Source organism: Roseateles sp. P1_C6, assembly GCF_056406315.1.
This window is the reverse complement of sequence record NZ_JBFUAK010000010.1, coordinates 180,099-205,488: the sequence shown is the minus strand read 5'-3', so window position 1 is coordinate 205,488 and position 25,390 is coordinate 180,099. Positions and strand designations below refer to the sequence as shown.

The 25,390-nt window shown below is 70.4% G+C and carries 23 protein-coding genes; 7 read left to right on the top strand and 16 right to left on the bottom strand.

What is annotated here, in order from left to right; translation table 11 throughout:
• Nucleotides 1-5 precede the first annotated feature (5 nt).
• The 3 genes from AC1D29_RS22195 to AC1D29_RS22185 all read left to right on the top strand — a co-directional run bounded on the left by AC1D29_RS22195 (nucleotide 6) and on the right by AC1D29_RS22185 (nucleotide 3,181).
• Nucleotides 6-410 (top strand): BlaI/MecI/CopY family transcriptional regulator, encoded by a 405-nt coding sequence (locus AC1D29_RS22195; protein ID WP_477901495.1) that lies wholly within the window; start codon nucleotides 6-8, stop codon nucleotides 408-410.
• Nucleotides 403-2,664 carry a M56 family metallopeptidase gene (locus AC1D29_RS22190; RefSeq protein WP_477901493.1) on the top strand — a complete coding sequence of 754 codons (2,262 nt, stop codon included), beginning with the start codon at nucleotides 403-405 and terminating at the stop codon, nucleotides 2,662-2,664. The genes AC1D29_RS22195 and AC1D29_RS22190 overlap by 8 nt, the downstream gene beginning before the upstream one ends.
• A 94-nt stretch (nucleotides 2,665-2,758) precedes the next feature.
• Nucleotides 2,759-3,181: a nuclear transport factor 2 family protein gene (locus AC1D29_RS22185; RefSeq protein WP_477901491.1), complete on the top strand. Its 423-nt coding sequence runs from the start codon at nucleotides 2,759-2,761 to the stop codon at nucleotides 3,179-3,181.
• A 188-nt stretch (nucleotides 3,182-3,369) separates the two neighbouring features.
• Here the strand turns inward: AC1D29_RS22185 and AC1D29_RS22180 are convergent, their stop codons facing one another.
• The 15 genes from AC1D29_RS22180 to AC1D29_RS22110 all read right to left on the bottom strand — a co-directional run bounded on the left by AC1D29_RS22180 (nucleotide 3,370) and on the right by AC1D29_RS22110 (nucleotide 17,170).
• Complete coding sequence (locus AC1D29_RS22180) at nucleotides 3,370-4,059, bottom strand: glutathione S-transferase (RefSeq protein WP_477901489.1); 690 nt, start codon at nucleotides 4,057-4,059, stop codon at nucleotides 3,370-3,372.
• Nucleotides 4,060-4,116: 57 nt separating this feature from the next.
• Nucleotides 4,117-4,599, bottom strand: coding sequence for a GreA/GreB family elongation factor (locus tag AC1D29_RS22175; RefSeq protein WP_477901706.1), 483 nt, complete (start codon nucleotides 4,597-4,599; stop codon nucleotides 4,117-4,119).
• 208 nt (nucleotides 4,600-4,807) lie between these two features.
• Nucleotides 4,808-5,716: a hydroxymethylglutaryl-CoA lyase gene (locus tag AC1D29_RS22170; protein WP_477901487.1), complete on the bottom strand. Its 909-nt coding sequence runs from the start codon at nucleotides 5,714-5,716 to the stop codon at nucleotides 4,808-4,810.
• A 3-nt stretch (nucleotides 5,717-5,719) separates the two neighbouring features.
• Nucleotides 5,720-7,702, bottom strand: coding sequence for an acetyl/propionyl/methylcrotonyl-CoA carboxylase subunit alpha (locus AC1D29_RS22165; protein WP_477901485.1), 1,983 nt, complete (start codon nucleotides 7,700-7,702; stop codon nucleotides 5,720-5,722).
• A 90-nt stretch (nucleotides 7,703-7,792) separates the two neighbouring features.
• Nucleotides 7,793-7,999 carry a hypothetical protein gene (locus AC1D29_RS22160; protein ID WP_477901483.1) on the bottom strand — a complete coding sequence of 69 codons (207 nt, stop codon included), beginning with the start codon at nucleotides 7,997-7,999 and terminating at the stop codon, nucleotides 7,793-7,795.
• 1 nt (nucleotide 8,000) lies between these two features.
• Nucleotides 8,001-9,038 (bottom strand): biotin synthase BioB, encoded by a 1,038-nt coding sequence (gene bioB / locus AC1D29_RS22155; protein ID WP_477901481.1) that lies wholly within the window; start codon nucleotides 9,036-9,038, stop codon nucleotides 8,001-8,003.
• Nucleotides 9,035-9,709, bottom strand: coding sequence for a dethiobiotin synthase (gene bioD, locus AC1D29_RS22150; RefSeq protein ID WP_477901479.1), 675 nt, complete (start codon nucleotides 9,707-9,709; stop codon nucleotides 9,035-9,037). The genes bioB and bioD overlap by 4 nt, the downstream gene beginning before the upstream one ends.
• Nucleotides 9,706-10,920 carry an 8-amino-7-oxononanoate synthase gene (locus AC1D29_RS22145; protein ID WP_477901477.1) on the bottom strand — a complete coding sequence of 405 codons (1,215 nt, stop codon included), beginning with the start codon at nucleotides 10,918-10,920 and terminating at the stop codon, nucleotides 9,706-9,708. The genes bioD and AC1D29_RS22145 overlap by 4 nt, the downstream gene beginning before the upstream one ends.
• Nucleotides 10,907-12,196: an adenosylmethionine--8-amino-7-oxononanoate transaminase gene (bioA, locus tag AC1D29_RS22140; RefSeq protein WP_477901475.1), complete on the bottom strand. Its 1,290-nt coding sequence runs from the start codon at nucleotides 12,194-12,196 to the stop codon at nucleotides 10,907-10,909. The genes AC1D29_RS22145 and bioA overlap by 14 nt, the downstream gene beginning before the upstream one ends.
• Nucleotides 12,193-12,807 (bottom strand): DUF4126 domain-containing protein, encoded by a 615-nt coding sequence (locus AC1D29_RS22135; RefSeq protein ID WP_477901473.1) that lies wholly within the window; start codon nucleotides 12,805-12,807, stop codon nucleotides 12,193-12,195. The genes bioA and AC1D29_RS22135 overlap by 4 nt, the downstream gene beginning before the upstream one ends.
• Before the next feature lie 23 nt (nucleotides 12,808-12,830).
• Complete coding sequence (locus tag AC1D29_RS22130; protein ID WP_477901471.1) at nucleotides 12,831-13,340, bottom strand: hypothetical protein; 510 nt, start codon at nucleotides 13,338-13,340, stop codon at nucleotides 12,831-12,833.
• Nucleotides 13,341-13,357: 17 nt separating this feature from the next.
• Complete coding sequence (locus tag AC1D29_RS22125) at nucleotides 13,358-14,143, bottom strand: enoyl-CoA hydratase/isomerase family protein (RefSeq protein WP_477901469.1); 786 nt, start codon at nucleotides 14,141-14,143, stop codon at nucleotides 13,358-13,360.
• Nucleotides 14,140-14,691 (bottom strand): GNAT family N-acetyltransferase, encoded by a 552-nt coding sequence (locus AC1D29_RS22120; RefSeq protein WP_477901467.1) that lies wholly within the window; start codon nucleotides 14,689-14,691, stop codon nucleotides 14,140-14,142. Before AC1D29_RS22120 ends, AC1D29_RS22125 begins: the two co-directional genes overlap by 4 nt.
• A gap of 2 nt (nucleotides 14,692-14,693) precedes the next feature.
• Entirely contained in the window at nucleotides 14,694-15,557 is an 864-nt protein-coding gene (locus tag AC1D29_RS22115; protein WP_477901465.1) for an alpha/beta hydrolase family protein, read from the bottom strand.
• A 5-nt stretch (nucleotides 15,558-15,562) separates the two neighbouring features.
• Nucleotides 15,563-17,170 carry a carboxyl transferase domain-containing protein gene (locus AC1D29_RS22110; protein ID WP_477901463.1) on the bottom strand — a complete coding sequence of 536 codons (1,608 nt, stop codon included), beginning with the start codon at nucleotides 17,168-17,170 and terminating at the stop codon, nucleotides 15,563-15,565.
• Nucleotides 17,171-17,324: 154 nt separating this feature from the next.
• Between AC1D29_RS22110 and AC1D29_RS22105 the strand changes: the two genes are divergently transcribed.
• Nucleotides 17,325-18,023: a TetR/AcrR family transcriptional regulator gene (locus AC1D29_RS22105; protein ID WP_477901461.1), complete on the top strand. Its 699-nt coding sequence runs from the start codon at nucleotides 17,325-17,327 to the stop codon at nucleotides 18,021-18,023.
• A gap of 3 nt (nucleotides 18,024-18,026) precedes the next feature.
• On the opposite strand, the gene AC1D29_RS22100 is transcribed toward AC1D29_RS22105, so the two are convergent.
• Nucleotides 18,027-18,308, bottom strand: coding sequence for a hypothetical protein (locus AC1D29_RS22100; protein WP_477901459.1), 282 nt, complete (start codon nucleotides 18,306-18,308; stop codon nucleotides 18,027-18,029).
• Between the two features lie 75 nt (nucleotides 18,309-18,383).
• Here AC1D29_RS22100 and AC1D29_RS22095 point away from each other — a divergent pair, with 75 nt between their 5' ends.
• The 3 genes from AC1D29_RS22095 to AC1D29_RS22085 all read left to right on the top strand — a co-directional run bounded on the left by AC1D29_RS22095 (nucleotide 18,384) and on the right by AC1D29_RS22085 (nucleotide 25,357).
• Complete coding sequence (locus AC1D29_RS22095; protein WP_477901457.1) at nucleotides 18,384-20,009, top strand: FecR family protein; 1,626 nt, start codon at nucleotides 18,384-18,386, stop codon at nucleotides 20,007-20,009.
• Between the two features lie 10 nt (nucleotides 20,010-20,019).
• Complete coding sequence (locus tag AC1D29_RS22090) at nucleotides 20,020-22,398, top strand: hybrid sensor histidine kinase/response regulator (RefSeq protein WP_477901455.1); 2,379 nt, start codon at nucleotides 20,020-20,022, stop codon at nucleotides 22,396-22,398.
• 202 nt (nucleotides 22,399-22,600) lie between these two features.
• On the top strand, nucleotides 22,601-25,357 hold the full coding sequence (locus AC1D29_RS22085) for a TonB-dependent receptor plug domain-containing protein (RefSeq protein WP_477901453.1): 2,757 nt from the start codon (nucleotides 22,601-22,603) through the stop codon (nucleotides 25,355-25,357).
• The last annotated feature ends 33 nt before the right edge of the window (nucleotides 25,358-25,390 follow it).

Here is a 25,390-nt window from a genome sequence, read left to right as displayed (position 1 = left end):
CAGCAATGGACGAGGACATCGGCAGCGGCGACGTATCGCTGAGCGAGCTGCAGCTCAGCCTGATGCGCGTGCTGTGGGCGCGCGGCGAGGCCAGCACGGCCGACGTGGCCGAGGCGTTGCGCGGCGAGCGCGACCTGGCGCACACGACCGTGGCGACGCTGCTGACCCGGCTGGAGAAGCGCGGCCTGCTGAGCAGCCGGCGCGACGGCCGGGCGCTGCTGTACACGCCGCTGGTCAGCCAGGCGGATGTGCAGCGCTCCATGGTGGGCAGCCTGGTCGACAGCCTGTTCGCCGGCCGCGCCAGCGCCCTCGTCAGCCATCTGCTGGATGCGCGCGGCGTCAATGCCAAGGAGCTGGCCGAACTGCAGGCGCTGCTGAAACAACGCAAGGGAGAAACCCAGAATGACTGATGTGCTGCTGACCTGGCTGTGCAGTTATCTGCTGCACAGCAGCCTGTTGATCGGCAGCCTGTGGGCCGCGGACCGGCTGGGCCTGCTGGGTCGCCTGGCCACGGCCACGCAGGAGACGCTGTGGCGCGTGGCGCTGCTGGGCGGCCTCGTCAGCGCCAGCCTGCCGCTGCTGCCCACGGCGCCGGTGCCCGACGATGTCGCGCCGCCGCACGCGGCCGTGCAGGCGCCCGTGCCGGTCGCGGCGCCGCTGCTGGCCGATGTCCAACCTGTCGTTGTCGAGGCCGCCCCTGTCGCCCGGCCCGTCGCCCAGCTCGGCGCGCTGCCGCTGGCGACCCGCCTCGCGCCCAAGGCGCATGACGTGGCCGTCGCCTTCATCGCGCTGTGGCTGGCCGGCGCCCTGTTGATGCTGGCCGGCCTGGCCCTGCAATGGGCCTGGCTGCGCCGCTCCGTGCGCCGCCTGCCGGCACTGGTCGACCCACGCTGGCAGGGCTTGGCCGCGCGCCTCGCGGCCGACATGGGTGTGCCGCAGCCGGCGCTGCGCCACGCGCGCCCGGGCTGGGCCAGCCCGCTGCTGGCGCCCGGCCGCGTGCTGTGCCTGCCGGCCTGGTGCCTGGACCTGCCCGACGACGAGGCCCGCGCCGTGCTGGGCCACGAACTGGCTCACCTGCGCCGGCGCGACCCGGCCTGGCGGCTGCTGGCCGCGGTGCTGCGCGCGCTGCTGTGGCCGCAGGCGCTGAACCGAGTCGCGCTGCAGCGGCTGGACCTGCTGGCCGAACTGGCCTGCGACGCCGCGGCCGCCGCGCCGTCCGGGCAACGCCTGGCCCTGGCGCAAAGCCTGTTGCGCTGCGCCGAGGCGCTGAAGGTGCAGGGCGTCAGCCACGGCCCGGCCCTGGCCTGCGGCGCCGCCAGTGCCGGCTCGCCCTTGTTTGCCCGCGTGCGCCGCCTGCTGAAGGCCGATGACGACGTTCCGCGCGAGCGCCGCGGCGTGCGCTGGGGCCTGGTGGCCGTCATGCTGGCAGCGCTGGTCGCGTTGCCCGCCGTGGTCGTCAGCCACACCGACGCCCGCGAGCTGCTGGATCACTTCGACCTGGGCGGCCTGGCCGACGGCTTTCCCAGCGGCGGCGGCACGCGCATGGTCAGCCGCTATCCCGGCGGCAGCTTCTCGGTGAAGCTGAACGGCCGGGTGGCCTTCAACGACGCCGAGGACGATGTGCGATCGCTGACCGGCACGCTGGTGGTGCGCGAACGCGAGGGCGGCCTGTTGCGCGAGCTGACGCTGACATCGATGGGCGAAGGCCGTATCGAGCGCGAGTACCGTGTCGGCCGCAAAAGCCAGCCCATGGACGAGGCCGCGCAGCGCTGGTGGGCCAAGGCCGTGCAGCGCATGGCCGAGACCATGACCGATCCGCTGGTGCGCGCCAAGCGACTGTTCGCCAAGGGCGGGCTGGACGCGGTGCTCGCCGACGTCGAGCGCCCCAGCGAAGACTTCGTGCGCCGCCGCCGCATCGAGGCCGCGCTCAAGCTCGACGCGCCCGTGCCTGCCGCCGCGCAGGACCGCCTCATCGCCGCGTCCGCCGGCATGGCCGGCGCCTTCGAGAAGCGCGAGGCGCTGAGCGCCATCGCGCGCCAGCCGCTGGCAGAACCCCAGCAGCTGGCCTGGCTGCAGGCCGCGGGCGGCATCGACGGCAACTTCGAACGGCGCGAGGCGCTGGGTGCGTTGGCGCCCCGGCTGTCCGGCAGCCCCGCCGTGCTGGCCGCCTGGACCGACGCGCTGGGCCGCATCGACGGCGACTTCGAGCTGCGCACGGCCATCGAGGCGCAGGTCAGCGCCACACCGCAACCCGCCGTGCTCGCGGCCGGGCTGCAGGCGGCCTCGCAGCTGCATGGCGACTTCGAGAAGCGTGAGGCGCTGAGCGCGGTCGCGCGCCGGCTGCAGGGCGACGAGGCCGAACTGGTCGAGGCCTATGCCCGCGTGGCCGGCGGCATCTCCGGCGGCTTCGAGCGGCGCGAGGCGCTGAACCAGCTGCTGGACCGGCCCAGGCTGGGCCTGGCGGGCCTGGAGCGCGTGCTCGCCAGCGCCGAGGCCATGGACGCCGGCTTCGAGCGGTTGCAGGTGCTGCTGCGCGTGGCCGAGAAGATGGGCCAGGCCAAGCCGGTCGATGCCGCCCTGGTCGAGCGCGTGCGCCGCGCCGGGCGCGGCATGGGTGAGCATGAGCGCGGCCAGATCGAGAACGCGCTGGACCGGATCAGTTGAGGGCCGACGGCGAAGACGCGGCATCGCCAAAGCCACTTCCGCGCCGCCGGCCTTGCTGCGATGCTGCGCGCCGTTCCACAGGACCGGAGCCACCATGCAACGACGAATCTTCATGGGCAGCGCCGCGCTGGCCGCTGCCACCACCGCGGTTGCGGCCGAGCCCGAGGCCGCGGCCATCGAGGCTTGCGCGCGCGACTACATCGAGGGCTGGTACGGCGGCGATGCGGCGCGCATGGAGCGCTCGCTGCACCCCGAGCTGGCCAAGCGCATCGTCAAGCGCCTGCCGGACGGCCGCGGCGAGTTGCAGAACATGGGCGCGATGGCGCTCGTGCAGCACACGCGGGCGCGTGCTGGCAAGCCCGAGGCGGGCAAGCGGGCCGACGTGAAGATCCTCGACATCTTCGGCCGCACGGCCAGCGTGCGCGTCGATGCCGAGGCCTGGATCGACTACATGCACCTGGCCCAGGTCGAGGGCCGCTGGCGCATCGTCAACGTGCTGTGGGAGCTGCGCGGCTGACGGTTGATTTGTGCTCCCTATCGCGGGAAAAGAATGGCGGCTCGGGCTGGCTCGTGACGGTCAGCCTTTGAAGACGAAGGTCGGCGGCCTCTGAAACCTGCCACTCGCTCCGTACGGGCGGTCGACCGCTTCACCTCTGACCGGCCCTTGGCCTCCAGATCGAGATTTGATCGACAGCCACGCCAGCGCTAGAGCGGCGGAAAGCGAATCGCACCTTCCGCGGGTAACTTGTACATGCACGCAACGAACAGCGGGCTGACGAGCCAGCCGTTCAGCCAGGAGCGTACCGATGGCAAGTCCAGCGTTGCGAACCACCCCGGCTGCACCGAGGCGAACTGGCGGACGAAGGGCAACACCGCCAAGTCGGTGGCGCATGGCGTGGCGCCGCCCAAGCACGGCGCGCTGTGCAGCCGTGCCTCTAGCGGTCGCAGAAGCACCTCCACGGCCTTGTCGCGGTGTGCGTCTGGCGTGAGGGTCTCACTGGCGTGGCGCTGGGGGTACTTCCAGCGGTCCAGGTGATGCTTGAAGTCGCCGTCATTTCGGTGCACGAGGTCAAGGTTCGCAGGCGACTGCGCCCGTGCCCACCAGCCCTGCGCATCGTGCGCAGCCAGTGCCCAGCGCATGATGTCCCAACTCTCCTCAATCACGCTGCCATCGGGCAACTGCAGCACGGGCACCGTCGCCTTGGGCGATAGCGCCAGCAAGCTTGCTGGCTTGTCGCGCAAGCTGACCTCCACCGCCTCGAAGGCCCGCCCGGCCTGCAGCAGCGCCATCCTTGCGCGCATGGCGTAGGGGCAGCGGCGAAAGGTGTAGAGCCGCGGCGACTGTGGCGCTGGGGTGGTGAGTGGTGCCTGCGGTGTCAGGGTCGATGCGTGCATGGGCAAGGTCTGTGCAGCTGCGCGATCCAGTCAATCCGGCGTGTACTGGCTTGCGGCTCAATGCACCCGCAGCACCTCAAACTGCTGTCGGATCGGAGCGACCTGTATCGACACCTCATCACCCTCGCGTTTGCCCAGCATGGCCCGCCCCAACGGGGCCTGGCTGCTGATGACCTGAACGAGCTCAGCGCCGCTGACCAACTTCATGCTGCCGCCGTCCGGACCGAGAAAGAGCTGTTGCTGCTTGTCGTCGGCGTCGACCAGGCAGACCAGCGCGCCGATCTGTATGCCTATGCTCGCGTCGTAGGCGCGTGGGCGGAATTGGCGCCAATTGGCGATCGCCTGGCGGATGGCTTCGGCGCGACGAGCTTGGCCGGTGGCCAAGTAGGCGGCTTCGAGACCCAATGTGTCGTACTTGTTTTCGGCGATGTTTTCTTCGTGAGTCGCCGTTTCATGCGCCACCCGCGCTGCCTCTTCGGCTTGCCGCAGGTCTTCGGTGAGCCGTTCCAGCACCTGCTGTTGCAGCAAGAATTTATCCATGATGAAGGCGGGCATCTCGAACAAGCGGGGCAGCTTGATTATCAAGGGCGGCGCCAGCTGTCGACGCTGCTGTTGCCTTGCGCAACAGGTACCACCAAGCCAGGCGCACAAGGCTCCTGTCGGTCGAGCACATCGCTCGCTCCTGTGAGTCCAGCGACTTGCCGCGAAAGCCCACAACCGCTGCAAAGCGGCTGTCCGTCACCCGCCCTCAGCCCGCCCGCTTGGCCAGCACGGCGCGCGCCACGCGCGACACCGGCGGGCGGCCCAGCACGCCGGAGATGAAGGCGCCGGCATCCACCAGCTTGTCGAGGTCGACGCCGGTTTCAATGCCCAGACCGTCGAGCATGAAGATCACATCCTCGGTCGCCACATTGCCCGTCGCACCCTTGGCGTAGGGGCAGCCGCCCAGGCCGGCCACGCTGGCGTGGAAGCTGAGCAGGCCCAGCTCCAGGCCGGCGTAGATGTTGGTCAGCGCCTGGCCATAGGTGTCATGGAAATGCCCCGACACCTCCGCGAGCGGGAAGTGCTTCAGCGCCCGCTCCATGGCCGCCTGCACCTTGCGCGGCGTGCCCACACCGATGGTGTCGGCAATGTCGATGGCGTCCACGCCCAGCGCGCGCAGCGGCTTCACGACCGCCTCGACCTGGTCGGCCGTGATGTCGCCCTCGTAGGGGCAGCCCAATGAGCAGGACAGCGCCGCGCGCACCTTCACGCCCGCGGCATGCGCGCCTTGAATCACCGGCGCGAACCGCTCCAGGCTCTCGGCGATGGAGCAGTTGATGTTCTTCTGCGTGAAGGCTTCGCTGGCTGCCGTGAAGACGAGGATCTCGTCGGGCTTTGACGCGAGCGCCGGCTCCAGCCCCTTCAGGTTGGGCACCAGTACCGAGTAGCGCACGCCCGGCTTGCGCGCAATGGCGGCCATGACTGCCGCGTTGTCGCCCATCTGCGGCACCCACTTCGGGCTGACGAAGCTGGTGACCTCAATCTCTTTGAGGCCCGCGTCCTGCAGCATGGCGACGAGCTGCGCCTTGTGCTCCGTGGAGACGTTCTCCTTCTCGTTCTGCAGCCCGTCGCGCGGGCCCACGTCGAGGATCTTGACGGACGATGGCAGGGCCATGGTTCAGGCCTCCAGCTTCAGCAGTTCGGCGCCATCGCCCACCTGATCGCCGACGGCAAACAGCAGCTCCGCCACGGTGCCGTCGCGCGGCGCGCTGATGGTGTGCTCCATCTTCATCGCCTCCATGACGGCCAGCGGCTGGCCCTTGGTGACGGTGTCGCCGGCCTGGGCCAGGAAGGCGATCAGCTTGCCGGGCATGGGCGCGGTCAGGCGGCCGCCTTCGCTGGGCGAATCGCCCGCGTGGGCAATGACGTCGACCTCGGTCAGCACGGCCGAGCCGGCCGGGGCGAACACGGCGACGCGTTCGCCCTGGGCGTAGGTCTTCACGCGCACGCGCTGGGTGCCCAGGAAGAGCTCGTGCGTCTCGGCATCGCTGGACTGCAGGGCGAAGTCGATGGCTTCGCCTTCCACCGTCAGCGTCATGCCGCCGCGGTGGTGGCGGGACAGCAGCACCTCGTGATGCGTGCCGCCGAGCTCCAGGTCGAAGCGGCGAGCCGCCGAGCCGAACATCCGCCAGCCGTCACGGGCACTCCAGGGGTCGGTGCTCTGCTTGCCGGCCTCGATGGCCAGCGTGTGCGCGACGACGCCCGCGGCCGCCACGTTCAGCGGCAGGCCGGGCTGGTCGAACAGCACGGCGCGCTCGCGTTCGATGAGGCCGGTGTCCAGGTCCGCGTTCGCGAACGAGTGGGTGGCCGCACAGCGCCGCAGGAAGGCGACGTTGGTCTGCAGGCCGACGATGTGCGTGTCGCGCAGCGCCAGGTCCAGCCGCGCCAGCGCCTGGGCGCGGTCCTCGCCCCAGACGATGAGCTTGGCGACCATGGAGTCGTAGTAGGGGCTGATCGCATCGCCCTCGCGCACACCGGCGTCGATGCGCACGTTGCCGCGTTGGAAGGCCACGTGCTCGGGCCAGCGCGCCACGTCCAGCGTGCCGGTGGCGGGCAGGAAGCCACCGTCCGGGTTCTCGGCGCAGATGCGCGCCTCGATGGCGTGGCCGTGCATGCGCAGCTCGGCTTGCTTCAGCGGCAGCGGCTCGCCCGAGGCGACGCGCAGCTGCCACTCCACCAGGTCCTGGCCGGTGATGGCTTCCGTCACCGGGTGCTCGACCTGCAGCCGCGTGTTCATCTCCATGAAATAGAAGCGGCCGTCCTGCTCGGCGATGAACTCCACCGTGCCGGCGCCCACATAGCCCACGGCCTTGGCCGCGGCCACGGCCGCCTCGCCCATCTGCGCGCGGCGCTCGGGCGTCATGCCCGGCGCGGGCGCTTCTTCCAGCACCTTCTGGTGGCGGCGCTGCACGGAGCAGTCGCGCTCGAACAGGTAGACGCAGTCGCCGTGCGAGTCGCCGAACACCTGGATCTCGATGTGGCGGGGCTTCTGCACATAGCGCTCGATCAGCACCGCGTCGTCGCCGAAGCTGTTGATGGCCTCGCGCTTGCACGAGGCCAGCGCCGCGTCGAACTCGTCGGCGCTGTAGACCGCCCGCATGCCCTTGCCGCCGCCACCGGCGCTGGCCTTGATGAGCACGGGGTAGCCGATGCGGCCGGCCTCGCGCTTGAGCAGTGCGGGGTCCTGGTCGGCGCCGTGATAGCCCGGCACCAGCGGGACGTTCGCCGCTTCCATCAGTCGCTTGGACTCGGCCTTCAGGCCCATCGCGAGGATGGCGCTGGGCGGTGGGCCGATGAAGACGAGGCCGGCGTCGGCACAGGCCTGTGCGAACGCTTCGTTCTCGCTGAGGAAGCCATAGCCGGGGTGGACCGCTTGCGCGCCCGTGGCCTTGGCGGCTTCGAGGATGCGCTGCCACTGCAGGTAGGAGTCGCGCGGCGCCGGGCCGCCGATGTGCACGGCCTCGTCACACGCTTGCACGTGCTGCGCGTCGCAGTCGGCGTCGGAGTAGACGGCCACGGTCTGGATGCCCAGGCGGCGCGCGGTCGCAGCCACCCGGCAGGCAATCTCGCCACGGTTGGCGATCAGGATCTTCTTGAACATCTCTTCTTGTCTCCGGTCTCGTGAACCTTCTACACGGTTGTTCAGGCGGGGCCAGGGTCGCTGGCGCTGATGAGGGCAGGCGGCCGAGCGTCAGCCCGACTTGTCGCCTTGCTGCAGGCGTTTGCGGCGCGCCTCGTAGTCGTCATAGGCGGGCGCGTTGCGTTTTTCGCAGGCGCGCTGGTCCTGGGCGTTGCTGAGGTTGGCGCAGTTGGCCTGTGCGATGTCCTGCACCTGGTCGTAGACGAAGGCGCAGCCGGACAGCGCGAACACGGCGATCAACAGCAGGGCGTACTTCATGTCAGTGCGTGCAGAGTTCGACCTTGGCCGCGGCGTCCGACGCCAGGCCCGATTCCGTCGAGCAGCGCATGCCCAGCCGCTCCAGCAGCGCGCGGTCCTTCTCGGCCTGCGGGTTGCTGGTGGTCAGCAGCTTGTCGCCGTAGAACATGGAGTTGGCGCCGGCCAGGAAGCAAAGCGCCTGCATGGTCTCGGGCATCTGCTCGCGGCCGGCGGACAGGCGCACCATGGCGCGCGGCATCGTGATGCGGGCGACGGCGATGGTGCGGATGAACTCCAGCGGGTCCAGCGGCGCGGTGCCCGCCAGCGGCGTGCCTTCAACCTGCACGAGGTTGTTGATGGGCACGCTCTCGGGGTAGGTGTCGAGGTTGGCGAGCTGCGCGATCAGGCCGGCGCGCTGGCGGCGCGTCTCGCCCATGCCGACGATGCCACCGCTGCAGACCTTCAGGCCTTGCTGGCGCACGCGCTCCAGCGTGTCCAGGCGGTCCTGGTAGGTGCGCGTCGTGATGATCTGGCCGTAGAACTCGGGCGCGGTGTCCAGGTTGTGGTTGTAGTAGTCCAGGCCGGCACTCTTCAGCTGCTCGGCCTGGCCGTCTTCCAGCATGCCGGCGGTCAGGCAAGTCTCCAGGCCCAGCGCCTTGACCTCGGCAATCATTTCGCCGATGGCCTCCAGGTGGCGGGGCTTGGGGCTGCGCCAGGCGGCGCCCATGCAGAAGCGCGTCGCGCCGTTGAGCTTGGCGGCACGGGCGGCTTCCATGACCTCCTGCAGCGGGATCAGCTTCTCGGCCTTCAGGCCCGTGTCGAAGTGGGCCGACTGCGGGCAGTAGGCGCAGTCCTCTTCGCAGCCGCCGGTCTTGATGGACAGCAGCGTGGACAGCTGCACCGCGTTGGCGTCGAAGTGCTCGCGGTGCACCTGCTGCGCGCGGAACAGCAGATCGTTGAATGGCAGCTCGAACAGTGCCGCGATCTCGCTCACGGTCCAGGGCTTGGCCTGGCGGCGGTCGGCGTCGGTGGTCGGGGTGAGGGTCTGGATCTGGTTCATGCGGAGACCAAGGGTGAAATGGCTAGACAGGCTGGTGCGGCCAGCGGGTCGGAAAGTCGCGGCAGGTGGCCGAGGCAGGGCGCCTTCAGGCCGGCCTGGAGAGAGGCCAGATTGTCGGCGACGTGGGGTTGGTGCGGGTCCACGGTGTTCGCGACCCACGCGGCCAGCGTCAGCCCGCGGGCGCGAATGGCTTCGGCCGTCAGCAGCGCGTGGTTGATGCAGCCCAGGCGCAGCCCCACGACGAGGATGACGGGCAGGCCCAGGTCCACGGCGAGGTCGGCCGTGTCCCAGGTGTCGGTGAGCGGCACGCGGAAGCCACCCACGCCTTCGACGAGGGCGATGTCGGCTTTTGATGCGGTGCTGCGGATGGCGGCCAGCAGCGCGTCGCGGTCGATGGTGCGGCCTTCGAGGCGGGCGGCGATGTGCGGCGCGCAGGGCTCGCGCAATTGCAGCGGGCCGACCTCGGTGTCGGTCAGGCCGAGATTCTGCGCGGCGAGCAGCGTGGCCACGTCCTCGTTGACCCAGCGGCCGTCGACGAATTCCTGACCCGCCGCCAGCGACTTGATCGCCGCGACGCGCAGGCCCTTGGCCGACAGCGCGCGGGTCAGCGCGGCGGTGACGAAGGTCTTGCCGATCTCGGTGTCGGTGCCGGTGATGAAGAAACCGTTCACGCGGCCTGCTCCTGTGCGGCGGCGGCGCGTTCGAGCGCGGCCAGCAGCGAGTCGACGTCGGCTTCGGTGTGTGTGCCGCACAGCGTGATGCGCAGCCGCGCCGTGCCGGCCGCGACGGTCGGCGGGCGGATGCCGGGCACGCGCAGGCCGGTGGCTTCCAGCGCGGCGGCCAGCGCCATGACCTCGGCGTTGCCGCCGACGATCAGTGGCTGGATGGGCGTGGCCGAGTCGGTCAGCGACCAGCCCAGGCGCGGGTGGTGGTCGATGAGGCCCATGAGGCCGTCGCGCAACCGGGCCTGCAGCGCGACGAGGCGGGCGCGGCGCGCCGCACCGAGCGGGCCTTCGATCAGCGCGAAGCTGGTCAGCAGCGCATGCTCCACGGCCGGCGGCGAGGCGGTCGAGAAGATGAAGTTGCGGGCCGCCTGCAGCAGGTAGTCGACGATGGTCGCGTGGGCCGCGACGAACGCACCCGCCAGGCCGGCGGCCTTGCCCAGCGTGCCGACGAGGATGAGGCGCTCGCTGTGCAGGCTGAAATGTTCCAGCGAGCCGCGGCCGCGCTCGCCCAGCACGCCGAAGCCGTGGGCGTCGTCGACGATGAGCCAGGCGTCGAAGGCTTCGGCCAGCGCCAGCAGCTCGGGCAGCGGTGCGAGGTCGCCGTCCATGCTGAACACGGCGTCGGTGACGATGAGCTTGACCTTGGCCGTGCTGGCGGCCAGCAGCGCCCGCAAGCCGGTCACATCGGCATGGCCGTAGCGTGTGACTTTGGCTTTTGCCAGTCGCGCCGCGTCGATCAGCGACGCGTGGTTGAGCTGTTCCGAGAAGATCTCGGTGTGCTCGTCGCCCAGTGCCGTGACGACCGCCAGATTGGCCATGTAGCCGGTGCAGAAGCCGATGGCGCGGGCCTGCGGGATGTGCGGCGCGTACCAGCGCGCCAGCGTGTCGGTGACGGCCTCGTGCGCGGCGCTGTGGCCGCTGACCAGCGGCGATGCGCCCGAGCCGCCGCCCCACAGCCGCGCGCCTTCGGCCAGTGCGTCGGCTATTGCCGGCTCGGCGGCCAGGCCCAGGTAGTCGTTGGCGCAGAACATCAGCAGCTCACGGCCGTTGATGCGTTGGCGCGGCGCGGTGCCGTTGCCAGCGGTGCGCAGCGTGCGCGTCAGGCTCTGCGCTGCGAGGGCCGAGAGCTTGGCGCTCAGGTGATCAAGCAAGGACATCGTTCAGCGTCTTCGACACGGCGTCAGCCAGGAAGGCCGCGGTCGCGTCGTCGATCAGGTAAGGGGGCATCAGGTAGACGGTCGATCCGATCGGCCGGATCAGCAGTTCGTGTGCGCGCGCCGCGAGGTGAAAGCGCTCTGCGAAGCGTGGTGGGGCTTCCGGCACATCGAAAGCCAGGATCATGCCGCGTTGGCGAAGATGCGCCACGCGTGAGGCCAACGGCGCGAAGGCGCGCGTCAGCCGCTCGGCCTGCGCGCGGTTGTCGTCGAGCTGGCCGGCATCGAAGCGGTCCAGCACCGCATTGGCCGCGGCGCAAGCCAGCGGGTTGCCGGTGTAGGAATGCGAGTGCAGGAAGCCGCGCGTGACGTCCTCGCTCCAGAAGGCGGCGAAGACATCGTCGGTCGTCAGCACCAGCGACAGCGGCAGCGTGCCGCCGGTGATGCCTTTGCTCAGCAGGATGAAGTCCGGCCAGTCCGCGCCCGTCTGTTCCCACGCGAAGAAGCTGCCCGTGCGCCCGCAGCCCACCGCGATCTCGTCGGCGATCAGGTGCACGCCGAATTCGCGCGTCAGCTCGCGCAGGCCCTTCAGGTAGCTCGGCGCGTACATGACCATGCCGGCCGCGCCCTGGATCAGCGGCTCGACGATGACGGCAGCGATATGGTCGTGGCGCTCGGCCAGCAGCGCGCGCATCGCGGCCAGCGCTTCGGCCTCGTTGCCCAAGCGCGAGTCCGGCGACGCGACGATGTGGGCGCGCATCAGCAGCGGGTCGTAGGCGTCGCGGAAGACCTGCACGTCCGTCACGCTGAGCGCCCCCAGCGTCTCGCCGTGATAGCTGTTCTTCAGGCAGACGAATTCGCGCTTCTCCGGCCGGCCGCGGTTCTTGAACGAATGAAAACTCTGCTTCAGCGCGATCTCGACGGCGCTGGCGCCGTCGCTGCCGAAGAAGGTGTGGCCCAGCGCACCGCCGGTGCGGGCGGACAGCCGCTCGGCCAGGCGCACCGCCGGCTCGTGCGTGCAGCCGGCCAGCATCACGTGGGGCAGGGTGTCGAGCTGGGCCTTGATCGCGTCGTGCAGCGGCTTGTCGCTGTGGCCGAACAGGTTGACCCACCACGACGAGTTGGCGTCGAAGTAGCGGCGGCCGTCGGTGCCGAACAGCCAGGGGCCGTCGCCGCGCGCGATGGGCAGCGGCGGCACGTCGGCCAGGCGGGCCATCTGCGTGCAGGGGTGCCAGACGGCAGCGCGGCTGCGGGCGGCGAGATCGGTGGAGGAAGTCATGCGGGAGACGGACGGCGCACGCGCTTGAGCAGCGCGCGCAGGAACTTGAAGCAGAACCAGATCAGCGTGGCCATGACCGCTAGCGAGATCGCCAGCAGCGGGAAGAAGACCAAGGGGTGTGCCCAGGCCAGCCACAGCATGGTCGGCACGGCCACGTCGCCCATCAGCGACAGACCGATGTTGGAGAACGGCTCGGGCGAGGTGTTGGCCGCGGCACGCGTGCTGGCCTTGGCCGCATGCGCCGTGGCTGCCAGGCCGCCACCCGCCAGTGCGGCGACGACCGTCCAGGCTTCACCATGGCCGCCTGCCCAGCCGCTGAGCAGGCCAGCCACCAGCGCCGCGCCGGCGGGGATGCGGATCAGCGTGTGCAGCGCGTCCCAGGCACTGTCGACCAGCGGGATCTTGTCGGCCAGGAACTCGATGAAGGCCAGAGCTGCGGCGCAGGTCATCACCAGCGGCGAGGCCAACACCTGCAACCCGGGCGGCAGCGCGATCCAGCCCCAGTGCCCGGCGATGCCGACCAGCAGCACCGTCAGGTACAGCCGCAACCCGCTGGCCCAGCCCAGGGCGGCGGCCAGGGCGAGCAGGTGGGCGGTGTCGAGCTGGGGCATGGCGACGATCGGCGTTGCGGCTGTCAGGGCAGGCGGGGCCGGAAGCCCGGCACCGTCTCATTGAAGAGGGCCACGGCCTCGCGCCGGCCAAGCGGGCAGACCATCGAGAAGTTCAAGACCTTGCGCGACGTCACGTAGCCGAGATAGAGATAGACGTGCTCGCCCTCAGCCTCGGCCGCGTAGGCCATCTCCAGCCCCACGCCCGACGAGTGCGGCTTGATGCTTTGCTGCAGCACATGCAGCGGCGCCTGGCTTGCCGAGCGATGCGCGTTGATACGGCTGCTGATGCATTGCTCCGCCACGGCTTGCGCCTTGTCGTCCGCGATCTCGTAGAAGTCCGCCGAGATGATGAGGGCCGTGCCGCCGGCATCCGACATGAAGGTCAGCGTGTCCTCTTCCTGCGTCGGGATCTGGCGCCAGGCGGCTGCCAGCTCGAGCTGGAACTCCGAGTAGTTGTACTCGTGCTTGGCCGATGTCGGCGGCGTCGGCGGCGCCGGCGACGTCAGCGAGAAGGAGTAGTTCAGGATGGCCATGCGCGATGCCGCCGATGTCAGCCCGCCAGCCAGGAGGGCTTGGTCTTGGCCAGGAAGCTCTGCACACCTTCGCGGCCCTCGGCGCTGGCGCGGATGTCGGCGATGCGCCGCGCCGTGTCGTCGCGCAGCGCCGGCGTGACCTCGCGGCTGGCCACATCCTTGACGAGCCGTTTGCAGGCGCGCACCGCGGCGGGGCCGTTGGCGGTGATGGCGGCCACGAGTTCGTCGACCTTGGCGTCCAGCGCCTCGGCGGCGGTGACCTCGTGCACCAGGCCCAGCGCCTTGGCCTCGGCGGCGGAGAACCGCTCCGCCGTCACGAAGTAGCGCCGCGACGCCTGTTCCCCCAGCGCCTTGACGACGTAGGGGCCGATGGTGGCCGGCAGCAGGCCCAGCTTAGCTTCGCTGAGGCAAAAGCCAGCTGCGTCCACCGCGACGACGATGTCCGCGCAGGCGACCAGGCCCACGCCACCGGCGTAGACGTCGCCCTGCACGCGGGCGATGACCGGCACTGGGCAGCTGTAGAGGGCCCACAGCATGTCGGCCAGCCGGGTGGCGTCGGCATGGTTCTCCTCCCACGAGTAGCCGGCCATGGCCTTCATCCAGTTCAGGTCTGCGCCGGCGCAGAAGGCCTTGCCCTCGGCGGCGAGGACGATGGCACGCAGCGATGGGTCCTGGCCCAGCGTGGTGAACGTGGCCGCCAGCTCGGCGATCAGCACCTCGTTGAACGCGTTGCGGACCTCGGGGCGGTTCAGCGTAACGCGGGCGACATAGCCCTGGGTCGTGACGGTCAGGCAGGTGCTCATGGCAGGGCGGGCGTGGGTTGCAGGGCGTGCAGCGGCTTGCACATCAGCACGGAGCGGTAGGTCTTGCCCTGCCATTGCACGACGCCGACCTCTGCATAGCCGCGGCGGGCGTAGCGCGTGCGCAGCGCGGTGGCGGGCTCGGCCGTGTCCAGCGCGATCTGTTGCAGGCCTTGCGCCGCGGCCCAGGTCTCGGCGGCGTCGATGAGGCGTTCGGCCAGGCGCTGGCCGCGCCAGTCGGGGTGTACGCCAAGCTGCGACAGGATGGCCGTGCCAGGGGTCGTGTACAGCGGTGGCGGCGGGTCGGCGATGTAGGTCTCGTCGGGCGGCTTGGGGCCGCGCACGGCGATGGTGCCGACCAATCGGCCGGCGGCCTCGGCGACAAAGCCTTGCGCACCGGCCAGGCGGTCGCGCGTCACGTCCACGCTTTGGTCCACCGCGGTGAAGTTCCAGCCCTGCGCGGCGAGGCTGGCATAGGCGGCGTGCAGCAGTTCGGTCAGCGTGCGCAGGCAGTCCGTGGCGGCCAGTGGGCGGATGGTGATGTCTTGCATGCTCAGTCGGTGACGGCAGTGAAGCCCTGGCGGCGCAGGAAGTCGGCCACGACGGGCTGCCAGGCCTGCGGGAATTTCGCGAACAGCTGGTGGCCGTCGTCGCCGTGCGGCGGGAGCTGCTTGAACTCGGCGCTGCCGCCTGCGTCTCGGAAGGCCTGGAACCAGTCGCGTGGCAGCTGCGGGCCGAAATAGCGGTCGTTCTCGGTGTAGACCCACAGCATGGGCAAGCGGGCGGTCTCGCCGTAGCCGGCGAACAAGCGCTTCAGGAGCGGTGCGCCACAGGGGCGCTCGGGCGAGTCCTTGGGATTGCCGCCGCCACCGCCGGCGAAGTTGATGGAGGCGACGACGCCGGCCGGCTTCAGCGCAGCGAACGCCACCGCAGTGGCACCGCCGAAGGACTGTCCCAGGAATACGGTGCGGTCCTTGCGCACGTCGTCGCGCTCGCGCAGCCCGTCCAGCAGTTGCTGGTTCTCGTCGGCCGCGGCGCGGTAGACAGCCGGGTAATTCTTGCGGTTGCAGTCGCCGGCATCCTCGACGTCGTCACCCCCGCTGACGCCGTAGCCGACGCGCGTAGGCACGGCCACCAGGAAGCCGCGCTCCGCGAACCAGCGAGACGCATCGCCGAAGCGCGCCCGGCCCATCGCGGCGCGAGCTGCGGCATCGACGGCGCGGCCGTGGTTCAGCAGCAGAACGGGGCGCGGCGCGGGCGTTTCGTCATCGAAGAACACCGTCACGCGCATGGGCTGATCGACCACCTTGCCCCAGGCATTGGTCACACGCACCGGCTGGTCGAACTGCTGTTCGACCAGCTTGGCATGCGCCGCGCCGCAGAGCAGCGCTGCCAACGGGAACACGAGCGCGCGCATCCCCATCACATCCGGAACACGCCGAACTTCGTGTCGGGGATGGGCGCGTTCAGCGAAGCCGACAACCCCAGCGCCAGCACGCGGCGCGTGTCGGCGGGATCGATGACGCCGTCGTCCCACAACCGCGCCGACGCGTAATACGGGTGGCCCTGGTCCTCGTACTGCTGGCGCAGCGGCGCCTTGAAGGCTTCTTCCTCGTCGGCGCTCCAGGCGCCGCCCTTGGCTTCGATGGCGTCGCGGCGGATGGTGGACAGCACGCTGGCCGCCTGCTCGCCGCCCATCACCGAGATGCGCGCGTTGGGCCACATCCACAGGAAGCGGGGGCTGTAGGCGCGGCCGCACATGCCGTAGTTGCCGGCGCCAAAGCTGCCGCCAATGATGACGGTGAACTTGGGCACCTGGGCGCAGGCAACCGCCGTCACCATCTTGGCGCCGGCGCGGGCGATGCCGTCGTTCTCGTACTTGCGGCCGACCATGAAGCCGGTGATGTTCTGCAGGAACACCAGCGGGATCTTGCGCTGGCAGCACAGCTCGATGAAGTGGGCGCCCTTGTTGGCGCTCTCGGCGAACAGGATGCCGTTGTTGGCGACGATGCCTACCGGCATGCCCTCGATGTGGGCGAAGCCGCAGACCAGCGTGGCGCCGTAGCGGGCCTTGAACTCGTCGAACTCCGAGCCGTCGACGATGCGGGCAATGATCTCGCGGATGTCGAAGGGCTTGCGCGTGTCGGTGGGGATGACGCCGTGCAGCTCGGCCGGGTCGTGCGCGGGGGGCTGGGGCGCCTGCATCGCCAGCGGATTGGTCTTCGACCAGTTCAGCCTCGCGACCGATTGCCGCGCGATGGCCAGCGCGTGGGTGTCGTTGTTGGCCAGGTGGTCGGCCACGCCGGACAGGCGCGTGTGCACATCGCCGCCGCCGAGGTCCTCGGCCGTGACGACCTCGCCGGTGGCGGCCTTCACCAGCGGCGGGCCGCCCAGGAAGATGGTGCCCTGGTTCTTGACGATGATGGTCTCGTCGCTCATCGCCGGCACGTAGGCGCCGCCAGCCGTGCACGAGCCCATGACGACGGCGATCTGCGGGATGCCCTCGGCCGACAGGTTGGCCTGGTTGAAGAAGATGCGGCCGAAATGGTCGCGGTCGGGGAAGACCTCGTCCTGGTTGGGCAGGTTGGCGCCGCCGCTGTCGACGAGGTAGATGCAGGGCAGGCGGTTCTGCTGGGCGATCTCCTGCGCGCGCAGGTGCTTCTTGACGGTGATGGGGTAGTAGGTGCCGCCCTTCACGGTGGCGTCGTTGCAGACGATGACGCACTCCACGCCCGACACGCGGCCGATGCCGGCCACCACGCCGCCACCGGGCGCCGCGTTGTCGTACAGGTTCAGGCCCGCCAGCGGGGCCAGTTCCAGGAAGGGCGTGCCCGGGTCCAGCAGCATCTCGACCCGGTCGCGCGGCAGCAGCTTGCCGCGCGCCGTGTGCTTGGCGCGTGCGGCATCGCCGCCGCCCTGGGCGATCTTGGCGAGCTTGGCGTTCAGGTCGTCGATGAGGCCGCGCATCGCGTCCGCATTGGCCTTGAAGTCGGCCGAGCGGGGGTTGAGCTGCGTGTTCAGGACCGGCATGGAGTCTCCCGCGAGCCCTGCTTAAGCAAGGCTCAACTTGATCGTTTGACGGCCTCGTGAGCCGTGTGAGGGGCGCCAGAATAATGCAGGGTGAACACGGATGCAATGGCGACTTGAGTGTTACTCAAGAATTGCGCAGAATGCGCTCCCAACGATGAACCCAGCCACCGTCGCCGCCACGCCCCAGCGCAGATCGCCCGCCGGCCCCAAGGCCGAGCAGCGCGTGCGCGACATCCTGCGCGTGGGCCGCGAGGTGTTCGCCGAGCGCGGCTACGAGCGCGCGACGACGACCGAGATCGCGCAGCGCCTGGCCATCTCCGAGGCCACCGTGTTCACCTACTTCCGCGGCAAGCGCGAGCTGTGCATGCGCGTGATCCAGGACTGGTACGACGAGATCATCGCCGCCATCGAAGCCGGCCTGCCGCGCCAGGCGTCGGTGCGCGAGCAGCTGGAATTCGTCGTGCTGACGCATCTGCGGCTGTTCCTGATCCAGGGCACGGGGCTGTGCGCGCTGGTCCTCTCGGAAGGCAGGACCAAGGGGCAGGACTTGGGCGAAGGCTTTGTCGAGCTGCAGCGCCGCTACACGGCGCCGCTGATGGACTTGCTGGCGCGCGGCCAGGCTGCTGGCGAGGTGCGCCAGGACATCCCGCTGCGGCTGCTGCGCTCGCTGGTGTTCGGGCCCATGGAGCACATGCTGTGGGAGGTCGTCATCACCGGCCGGCAACTGGACGTGGAAGCCAGTGCGCGCGATCTGGTCGCGCTGCTGTGGCCGGCGCTGCAGGCGCCCGACCAGGAGCTGCAGCGGCTGCGCCGGTTGCGCGGGCAGTTGCAGGACGCGCTCGCGCAGGCCTGAGGGCTAGCGAGTGAGCCACTGCACCAGCACCGTCTCGCACACCTTGAACAGCAGCCAGGCCAGCAGCGCGGCCACGGTCGACGCGAGCAGCTCCAGCAGCTGACGCAACCCGCCGTCCTGCAGGGCTTGCCAGCCGTGCTCCGACAGCAGCGCCGCGTTGGCGCTGACCAGCCGCACAAGGTCCAGCGTCAACAGGCCGAAGGTGATGAAGCTCAGCACCATGACGCCGAAGCAGGCCAGCCGATGCCGGCGCAGCCAGCCGGTAAAGGCCGAGATCGTGAACATCGCACGTCCTCCTCGTGGTGCCACACCGGCCCAGTATGACTAGGATGCACCCTCCCGCAGGGGTAGGAGGCTTCGATGAAAGCACTGAAAGTCTGGCTGGCCATGGGCCTGCTGATGCTGGGAGGCTGGGCGCATGCGCAAACCGAGTCGGCCGACGCCGATTGGCGCTACCGCATCCAGCTGGGTGACACGCTGATCACGCTGACCGATGCCTGGCTGGCGCCGCCCAGAACCTGGCGCGACCTGCAGAAGCTCAACCGCGTGCCCGACCCGCTGCGCCTGAAGCCCGGCGCGACGCTGCGCATGCCTGTTGCCTGGCTGCGGCGCGAAGCCAGCGTCGCCGAAGCGGTGTTTGCGCGTGGCCAGGTGACGCGCCAGCGCGTCAGCGCCACCGAGCCGTTGGCCGCCGGCGCCACGCTGCAAAGCGGCGACCGCATCAAGACCGGTGCTCAGTCCAGCGCCAGCCTGCGCTTTGCCGATGGCTCACGGCTGCTGGTGCCGCCTGACAGCGAGATCGCGCTCGAACAACTGCTGGTGCTGGGGCGCGGCGCGCTGCCGGCCGTGCGCATCGGTGTCGCGCAGGGCGGCGCGGACAGCCGCGTGGCGCCCAACGCGCAACGCGTGCCGCTGTACGACGTGCGCACGCCGCATGTGAACCTGGGCGTGCGCGGCACCGAGTTCCGCGTGCAGATGGAGGCCGATGCGACACGCATGCAGGTGCTGTCCGGCGCCGTGGCGGCCGATGGGCTGAAGACCGATGTCGCCAAAGGCCAGGCCCTGCTCGCGCAAGGTGGGGCGCGCAGCGTCAGCCCCTTGCTGCCGGCGCCCGACCTGGGCGGCCTCGTGCCCGTCGCGGAGCGCCTGCCGCTGCGCCTGGCCTGGACGGGCGGCCCGACCGGCGCCGCCACCTGGCGCGCGCAGCTGTATGCGCGCGGCGACTTCGACCGCCTGCTGCTGGACGCCCACGTGGCGGAGCCGGTGGCGTCCTGGCCCGAGGCGCGCGAGCTGGCCGACGGCGTCTACACGCTGCGTGTGCGCGCCATCGACGCACGGGGCCAGGAGGGCGCGGCGGCCGATGCCGATGTGACGCTGCAGGCCCGCCCCGAGCCGCCCTTCGTCCAGGCGCCGGCGCCGGGCGCCGTCAGCTACAAGGGGGGCATCGCGCTGGCCTGGACGCGCAACACGGCCGCGCCCAACGTGCGCCTGCAGATCGCGCGCGATGCCGGCTTCAAGGACCTGGCCCTGCAGCCGCCGCCGATCGACGCGGCCGGTTTCGACGCGAAGTTGCCGGACGGCGCCTACCACTGGCGCATTGCCGCCGTCGAGGCCAGCGGCCGCGCCGGCCCGTTCGGCGACCCGCAGACCTTTGAGATCAAGCCGCCGCCGCCCGCGCCGCCGGCGGCCGTGCCCGAGGTCAACGGGGACCAGCTCACGCTGCGCTGGCGCGCCGACCCGGGCATCGCGCGCTACGAACTGGAATGGGCGAAGAACGAGGCGTTCGAAGGCCCCGACGTGCAGCGCTTCGCCACCGACAAGGCCGAGCTGGCGCTGCCCAAACCGTCGCCCGGCAAGTACTTCTTGCGTGCGCGGGCCTTCAACGCGGCCGGCGCGGCCAGCCCTTGGGGACAGACGCAGATGATCGAGCAGCCCTACCCGCGCTGGATCTGGCTGCTGCCGCTGCTGGTGGTGCCATTGCTGTGATGCGCGCCTGATGCGTTGGCCCTGGCTTGCCCTGCCTGGTGCGCTGGCGCTGTGGGCCATGCTGGGCCTGGCCGGTGTGCAGCCGCGCGTGGACAACGCGCTGGGCGACCTGCTCGTGCGCGCCGCGGCGCCGCGGCCGGCTGCACCCGCGGGCAGCGTCATCGTCGACGTGGACGACGCCTCGCTGCGCGCGCTGCGCGAACCGCTGGGCGAGTGGCCGTATTCGCGCGAGGTCTATGCGCTGATGCTGGACTACCTGCGCCAGGCCGGCGCCCGGCTGGTCGTCATCGACATCGTCTTCGCCGGCCCGCGCGACGGTGACGCGCGCCTCGCGGCGGCACTGGCGAAAGGCCCGCCCACCGTGCTCGCCGCGGCGGGCCTGGCGCCGCAGCAGCGCACGGGCGTCGAGCTGGCACCGGCCAGCGCGGCCGAACAGCGCGCGCTGCAGCGCCTGGGCGTGGCCAGCGCGCCGGGGCTGGACTGGGGCGCGCTGACGGCGCCCGCCGACCCGCTGCTGGACGCGCTGACGGCGCCCGGCAGCCTGGGCCTGATCTCGGTCACGCTGGATGGCGACGGCCTGCTGCGCCAGCAGCCGTTGCTGCATCGCGTGCAGGGCCGCAGCCTGCCCAGCCTGGCGCTGGCCGCGCGGCTGCGGGCTGACGGCGTGCCCGGCTGGCGGCTGCAGGAGGGCGAGCTGGTCGCCGGTGACCGCCGCTGGCCGGTGGACGCTCAGGGCCGGCTGCGGCTGCGCCTGCCGCTGAACGGCGGTGACCTGCCGCAACTGCCCTGGCAGCGGCTGATGCGCGCGGCGCTGGGCGAGGTCGACGACGCTGAGCTGGCCCGCCAGCTGGCCGGCCGCAGCGTCTTCGTCGGCAGCAGCGCCTTCTTTGCCGACGAGGTCATGACGCCGCAGGGCCGCTTGTCGGGCACGGCGCTGAACGCGGCCATCTTCGAGGCGCTGGGCGGCGCGCCCGTGCCGCTGCTGCAGGAGCGTGGGCCCGCCGTCTGGGCGCTGAACGCGCTGCTGCTGGCGCTGGGCGCGCTGCCGCTGCTGCTGCGCCGGCAGGCGCTCGCCGCCGGGCTGGCCATGGCGGCCCTGGTGGCCACCAGTTGGGCCGCCGTGCATGCCGGCCTGTTGCCCACGCCGGCGCCGGCCCTGTACCTGCTGGTGCTGGCGCTGCTGACGACCGCCATCGAGCACGAGCGCCGTGCCCGCGAGCGCGAACGCGAGCTGACCCGCGAGCGCGAACTGGCCGATGCGCGCAGCCGCGCCAAGACTGAGCTGCTGGCCCAGGTCAGCCACGAGATGCGCACGCCGATGAACGCGGTGCTGGGCTTCTCCGACATCCTGGCCCGCTCGCCGCTGCGGCCCGAGCAGGCCCATTACGTCGAGGTGCTGGGCCATGCCGGCCGGCAGGTGTTCGCGCTCATCAACGACCTGCTGGACAACGCCCGCATCGAGAGCGGCCGGCTGGAGCTGGCGGCCCACCCCTTCAACCTCGTCGACCTGGTCGAACTGCAGCTGGAACTGCTGCGCGAGCGCGCGCAGAGCCAGGACCTGTGGCTGCGCGTGTTTGCGCGCACCGAGGCCACCGGCTGGGTGCGTGGCGATGCGCAGCGCGTGGCGCAGATCGTCACCAACCTGGTCGGCAACGCGATCAAGTTCACCAAGGTCGGCGGCGTCACCGTGGAGTTGTCGCGCCAGGCCGACGGGCCGCTGCGCATCAGCGTGCAGGACACCGGCATCGGCATCGCGCCGGAACGGCTGGAGCGCATCTTCCAGCCCTTCGAACAGGCCGATGCCAGCATCGCGCGCGAGTTCGGCGGCACGGGCCTGGGGCTGTCCATCACGCGCAGCCTGGCGCGGCTGATGGGCGGCGATGTCAGCGTGCAAAGCCGCCCCGGCGAGGGCAGCCGCTTCGACGTCGTGCTGGACCTGCCCGACGCGCAGCCGCCCCACGCCGACGGGGCCGAGCCGCGCGGCGAACGCATCGCGCCCAGCCGCTCGCTGTCGCTGCTGCTGGCCGAGGACAACGACGTCAACGTGCTGGTCATCGAGGGCATGCTGGCGCCGCTGGGGCACCGCATCACGCGCGTGCACGACGGCGCGGAAGCGTTCGCCGCGCTGCGCGCAGGCGACTTCGACCTGGTGCTGATGGACATGCTGATGCCCGTTGTCGACGGCCTGGCGGCCACGCGGCAGTGGCGCGCCATCGAGGCGACCGAAATCGCCAAGGGCCGGCCGCGCGTGCCCATCGTCGCGCTGACGGCCAATGCCTTCGACACCGACGTGCAGCAGTCGCTCGCGGCCGGCTGCGACGCCCACCTGACCAAGCCCATCAGCCTGGCCGCGCTGCTGCAGGCCTTGGCCAAGTACGCGCGAGCCTGAGGCTCGCGGGGCGGCGCGCCCCCGTGCGGGAAGTCAGCCCCTAGTTCTTGGTGCTGCGGGCGCGCCACAGCCTGACTTTCCGCAGGGGAGGGGTCGTGAAATGACGCTCAACACTTCTTTGCATGTGGGCTGCGAGCTAGCCGCGCCGCGGCGAGGGTCGGGGCGACCCTGGACGGCAGCCCCAACGATCAGAGGAACTTCCATGCAACATCGCCATACCCGCCTGGCGCTGGCCTTGCTGGCCGCCGGCATTGCCGGCTCGGCCTGGGCGCAAGCCCAGCCCGGTCAGCAGCTCGAGCGCATCACCATCACCGGCTCGTCGATCAAGCGCGTCGAGTCCGAGACGGCGTTGCCCGTCAGCGTCATCACGCGCGACCAGATCCTGAAGTCCGGCGCCACCAACATCGAGGACATCCTGCGCCGCGTGGGCGCCAACACGGGCCTGCAGTCCGACACCACGCAGGGCGCCGGTTACGCGCAGAGCTTCGCCAACCTGCGCGGCCTGGGCCCCAACTCGACGCTGGTGCTGCTGAACGGCCGGCGCATGGCCAACTTCGCCTTCGGCTCCATCGGCGGCAATTCGTCGGTGGACCTGAACAGCATCCCGTTCGCGGCCATCGACCGCATCGAGGTGCTGCGTGACGGCGCCTCTGCCGTGTACGGCACCGATGCCGTCGGCGGCGTCATCAACTTCATCACGCGCAAGGACTACGACAAGGGCGAGATCACGCTCAAGTACGGCGACACCGAGAAGAACATCGGCGGCAAGGAAACCGGCGCGTCCATCGCCTTCGGCATGGGCGGCCTGAAGACCGATGGCTACAACCTGCTGCTGACCGGCAACGTCAAGAAGCAGACCAAGCTCGCGGCGCTGGAGCAGAAGTGGTACCTGCGCGGCATCGACGAGATCCCCGGCTCCGATCCCCCGACCTCGGGCCGCTCCTTCCCCGGCCGCCTGGTGGACTTCAACATCACCCCGGGCGCCTACGCCAACGCAGGCTCGGAATTCAGCCCCTGCGACCCCAACTACAACACCATCCAGACGCTGGCCGCGACCACGCCCAACGGCACGCCCATCAAGCGCTGCCGCTTCATCTACCCGGCCGTGCAGGAGAATCTGCCCGACTCGACCAAGGCCGACGCCTTCGGCCGCCTGACGGTGGACATGGGCGGCGACTCGCAGCTGTTCTTCGAAGCCAGCTACGCGCGCAACCACTCCATCGGCCGCGTGGCGCCGGTGCCCATCGACTCGACCGCGGGCCACGTGAAGCCCGACGGCACCTACCCATCCTTCGCCTTCCCGATCTCCAGCAAGTTCTTCCCGGCGGCGCTGCTGACCAGCCTGGGCTACACGCCCGCGCAGTTCGACACGCTGGGCGGCGGCTTCACCGAGATCGCGATGCGCTCGGTGCCCGTGGGCCTGCGCACCAACGAGACCACCAGCGAGCAGACCCGCTTCGTCGCCGGCGCCACCGGTGTCTTCGCGGGCTGGGACTACGACGCCGGCTTCACGCTGTCGCAGGCCAAGGGCGCGCTGGACTACTTCAACTACCTGCACGAGGGCCGCTTCATCACCGAGCTGGCCTCGGGCGTCATCAACCCCTTCGGCCCGCAGGACGCCGCCGGCCTGGCCGCGCTGAACCGCGCGCGCATGGAAGGCCCGATGCGCCGCTCCAAGAGCACGACCTATGCGTTCGACGCGCATGCCAGCAAGGAGCTGATGTCCATGGCCGGTGGGCCGATGATCCTGGCCGTGGGCACCGACCTGCGCAAGGAAAAGGCCAACGATCGCGCCGTCAACCCCGACTACGAGCTGGGCCTGCACATCGGCGGCGAGGGCACGGTGCCCAACACGACGGCGTCGCGCACGATCTATGCGCTGTTCAGCGAGCTGTCCATGCCCTTCGCCCAGGGCTGGGAGGCCACCGTCAAGGCGCGCTATGACCACTACAGCGATTTCGGCAACACCTTCAACCCGGGCCTGACGCTGCGCTTCCAGCCCAGCAAGCAGGTGCTGCTGCGCGGCAGCGTCGGCACGGGCTTCCGCGCGCCGACGCTGTGGGACGTCAACAGCCCCACGGCGTTCACGAACACGGCCAACTCGCTGGTCGACCCGGACTGCCCGGCCGGTCACGCCGGTGACCCGCGCTGCGAGACGCAGTTCAACGTGCGCCTGTCCAGCGACCCCGCGCTCAAGCCCGAGAAGTCGCGCCAGTACTCGTTCGGCGTGGTGTTCGAGCCGGTGCGTGACCTGTCCATCGCGCTGGACTATTGGCACATCCAGAAGAAGGACCAGATCGGCGTCATCGGCGGCGACGCCATCATGGCCGACCCGACGCTGTACCAGCGCTACAACACGCGCATCCACCGCCAGCCGGCGCCCAACAGCTTCGTCAGCTTCATCGAGACGCCGGTCGAGAACCTCGGCGACCTGAAGACCAACGGCCTTGACGTCGACGTGAAGGCCAGCTGGCCGCTGGGCAGCATGGGCCGCCTGGGCGCCAGCTTTGCTGGCAGCTACATCAACAAGTGGAAGCAGCAGAACGGCAAGGGCACGCCGTTCGTCTCCTACGAGGGCACGGCCGGCGACGGCGCCAGCATCCAGCCGGTGCCCAAGTGGCAGCACACGCTGGGCTTCGACTGGAGCCTGGGCAACTGGAACGTGTCGCTGGAGAACGTGTTCGTGAAGGGCTGGACCGAATCGGCCGGCCTGGTGGAAGCCAACGTGGGTCCGTCCGTCGAGCACAAGGTCAAGGACAGCAGCCGCTGGAACCTGGGTGTCGGCTGGAAGCCCATGCCCTCGCTGGCGCTGCGCGTGGGTGCACGCAACCTGCTGGACCAGGACCCGCCGTTCACGGCCGTGTCCAGCTACGGCTCGCACGTGACCGGCTACGCCGGCTCCTTCGTCGACCCGCGCGGCCGCTTCTGGTACGTCAGCGCGAACTACCAGTTCAAGTGACCCGCGGCGCCGCAGGCGCACAGCACAAAGGGG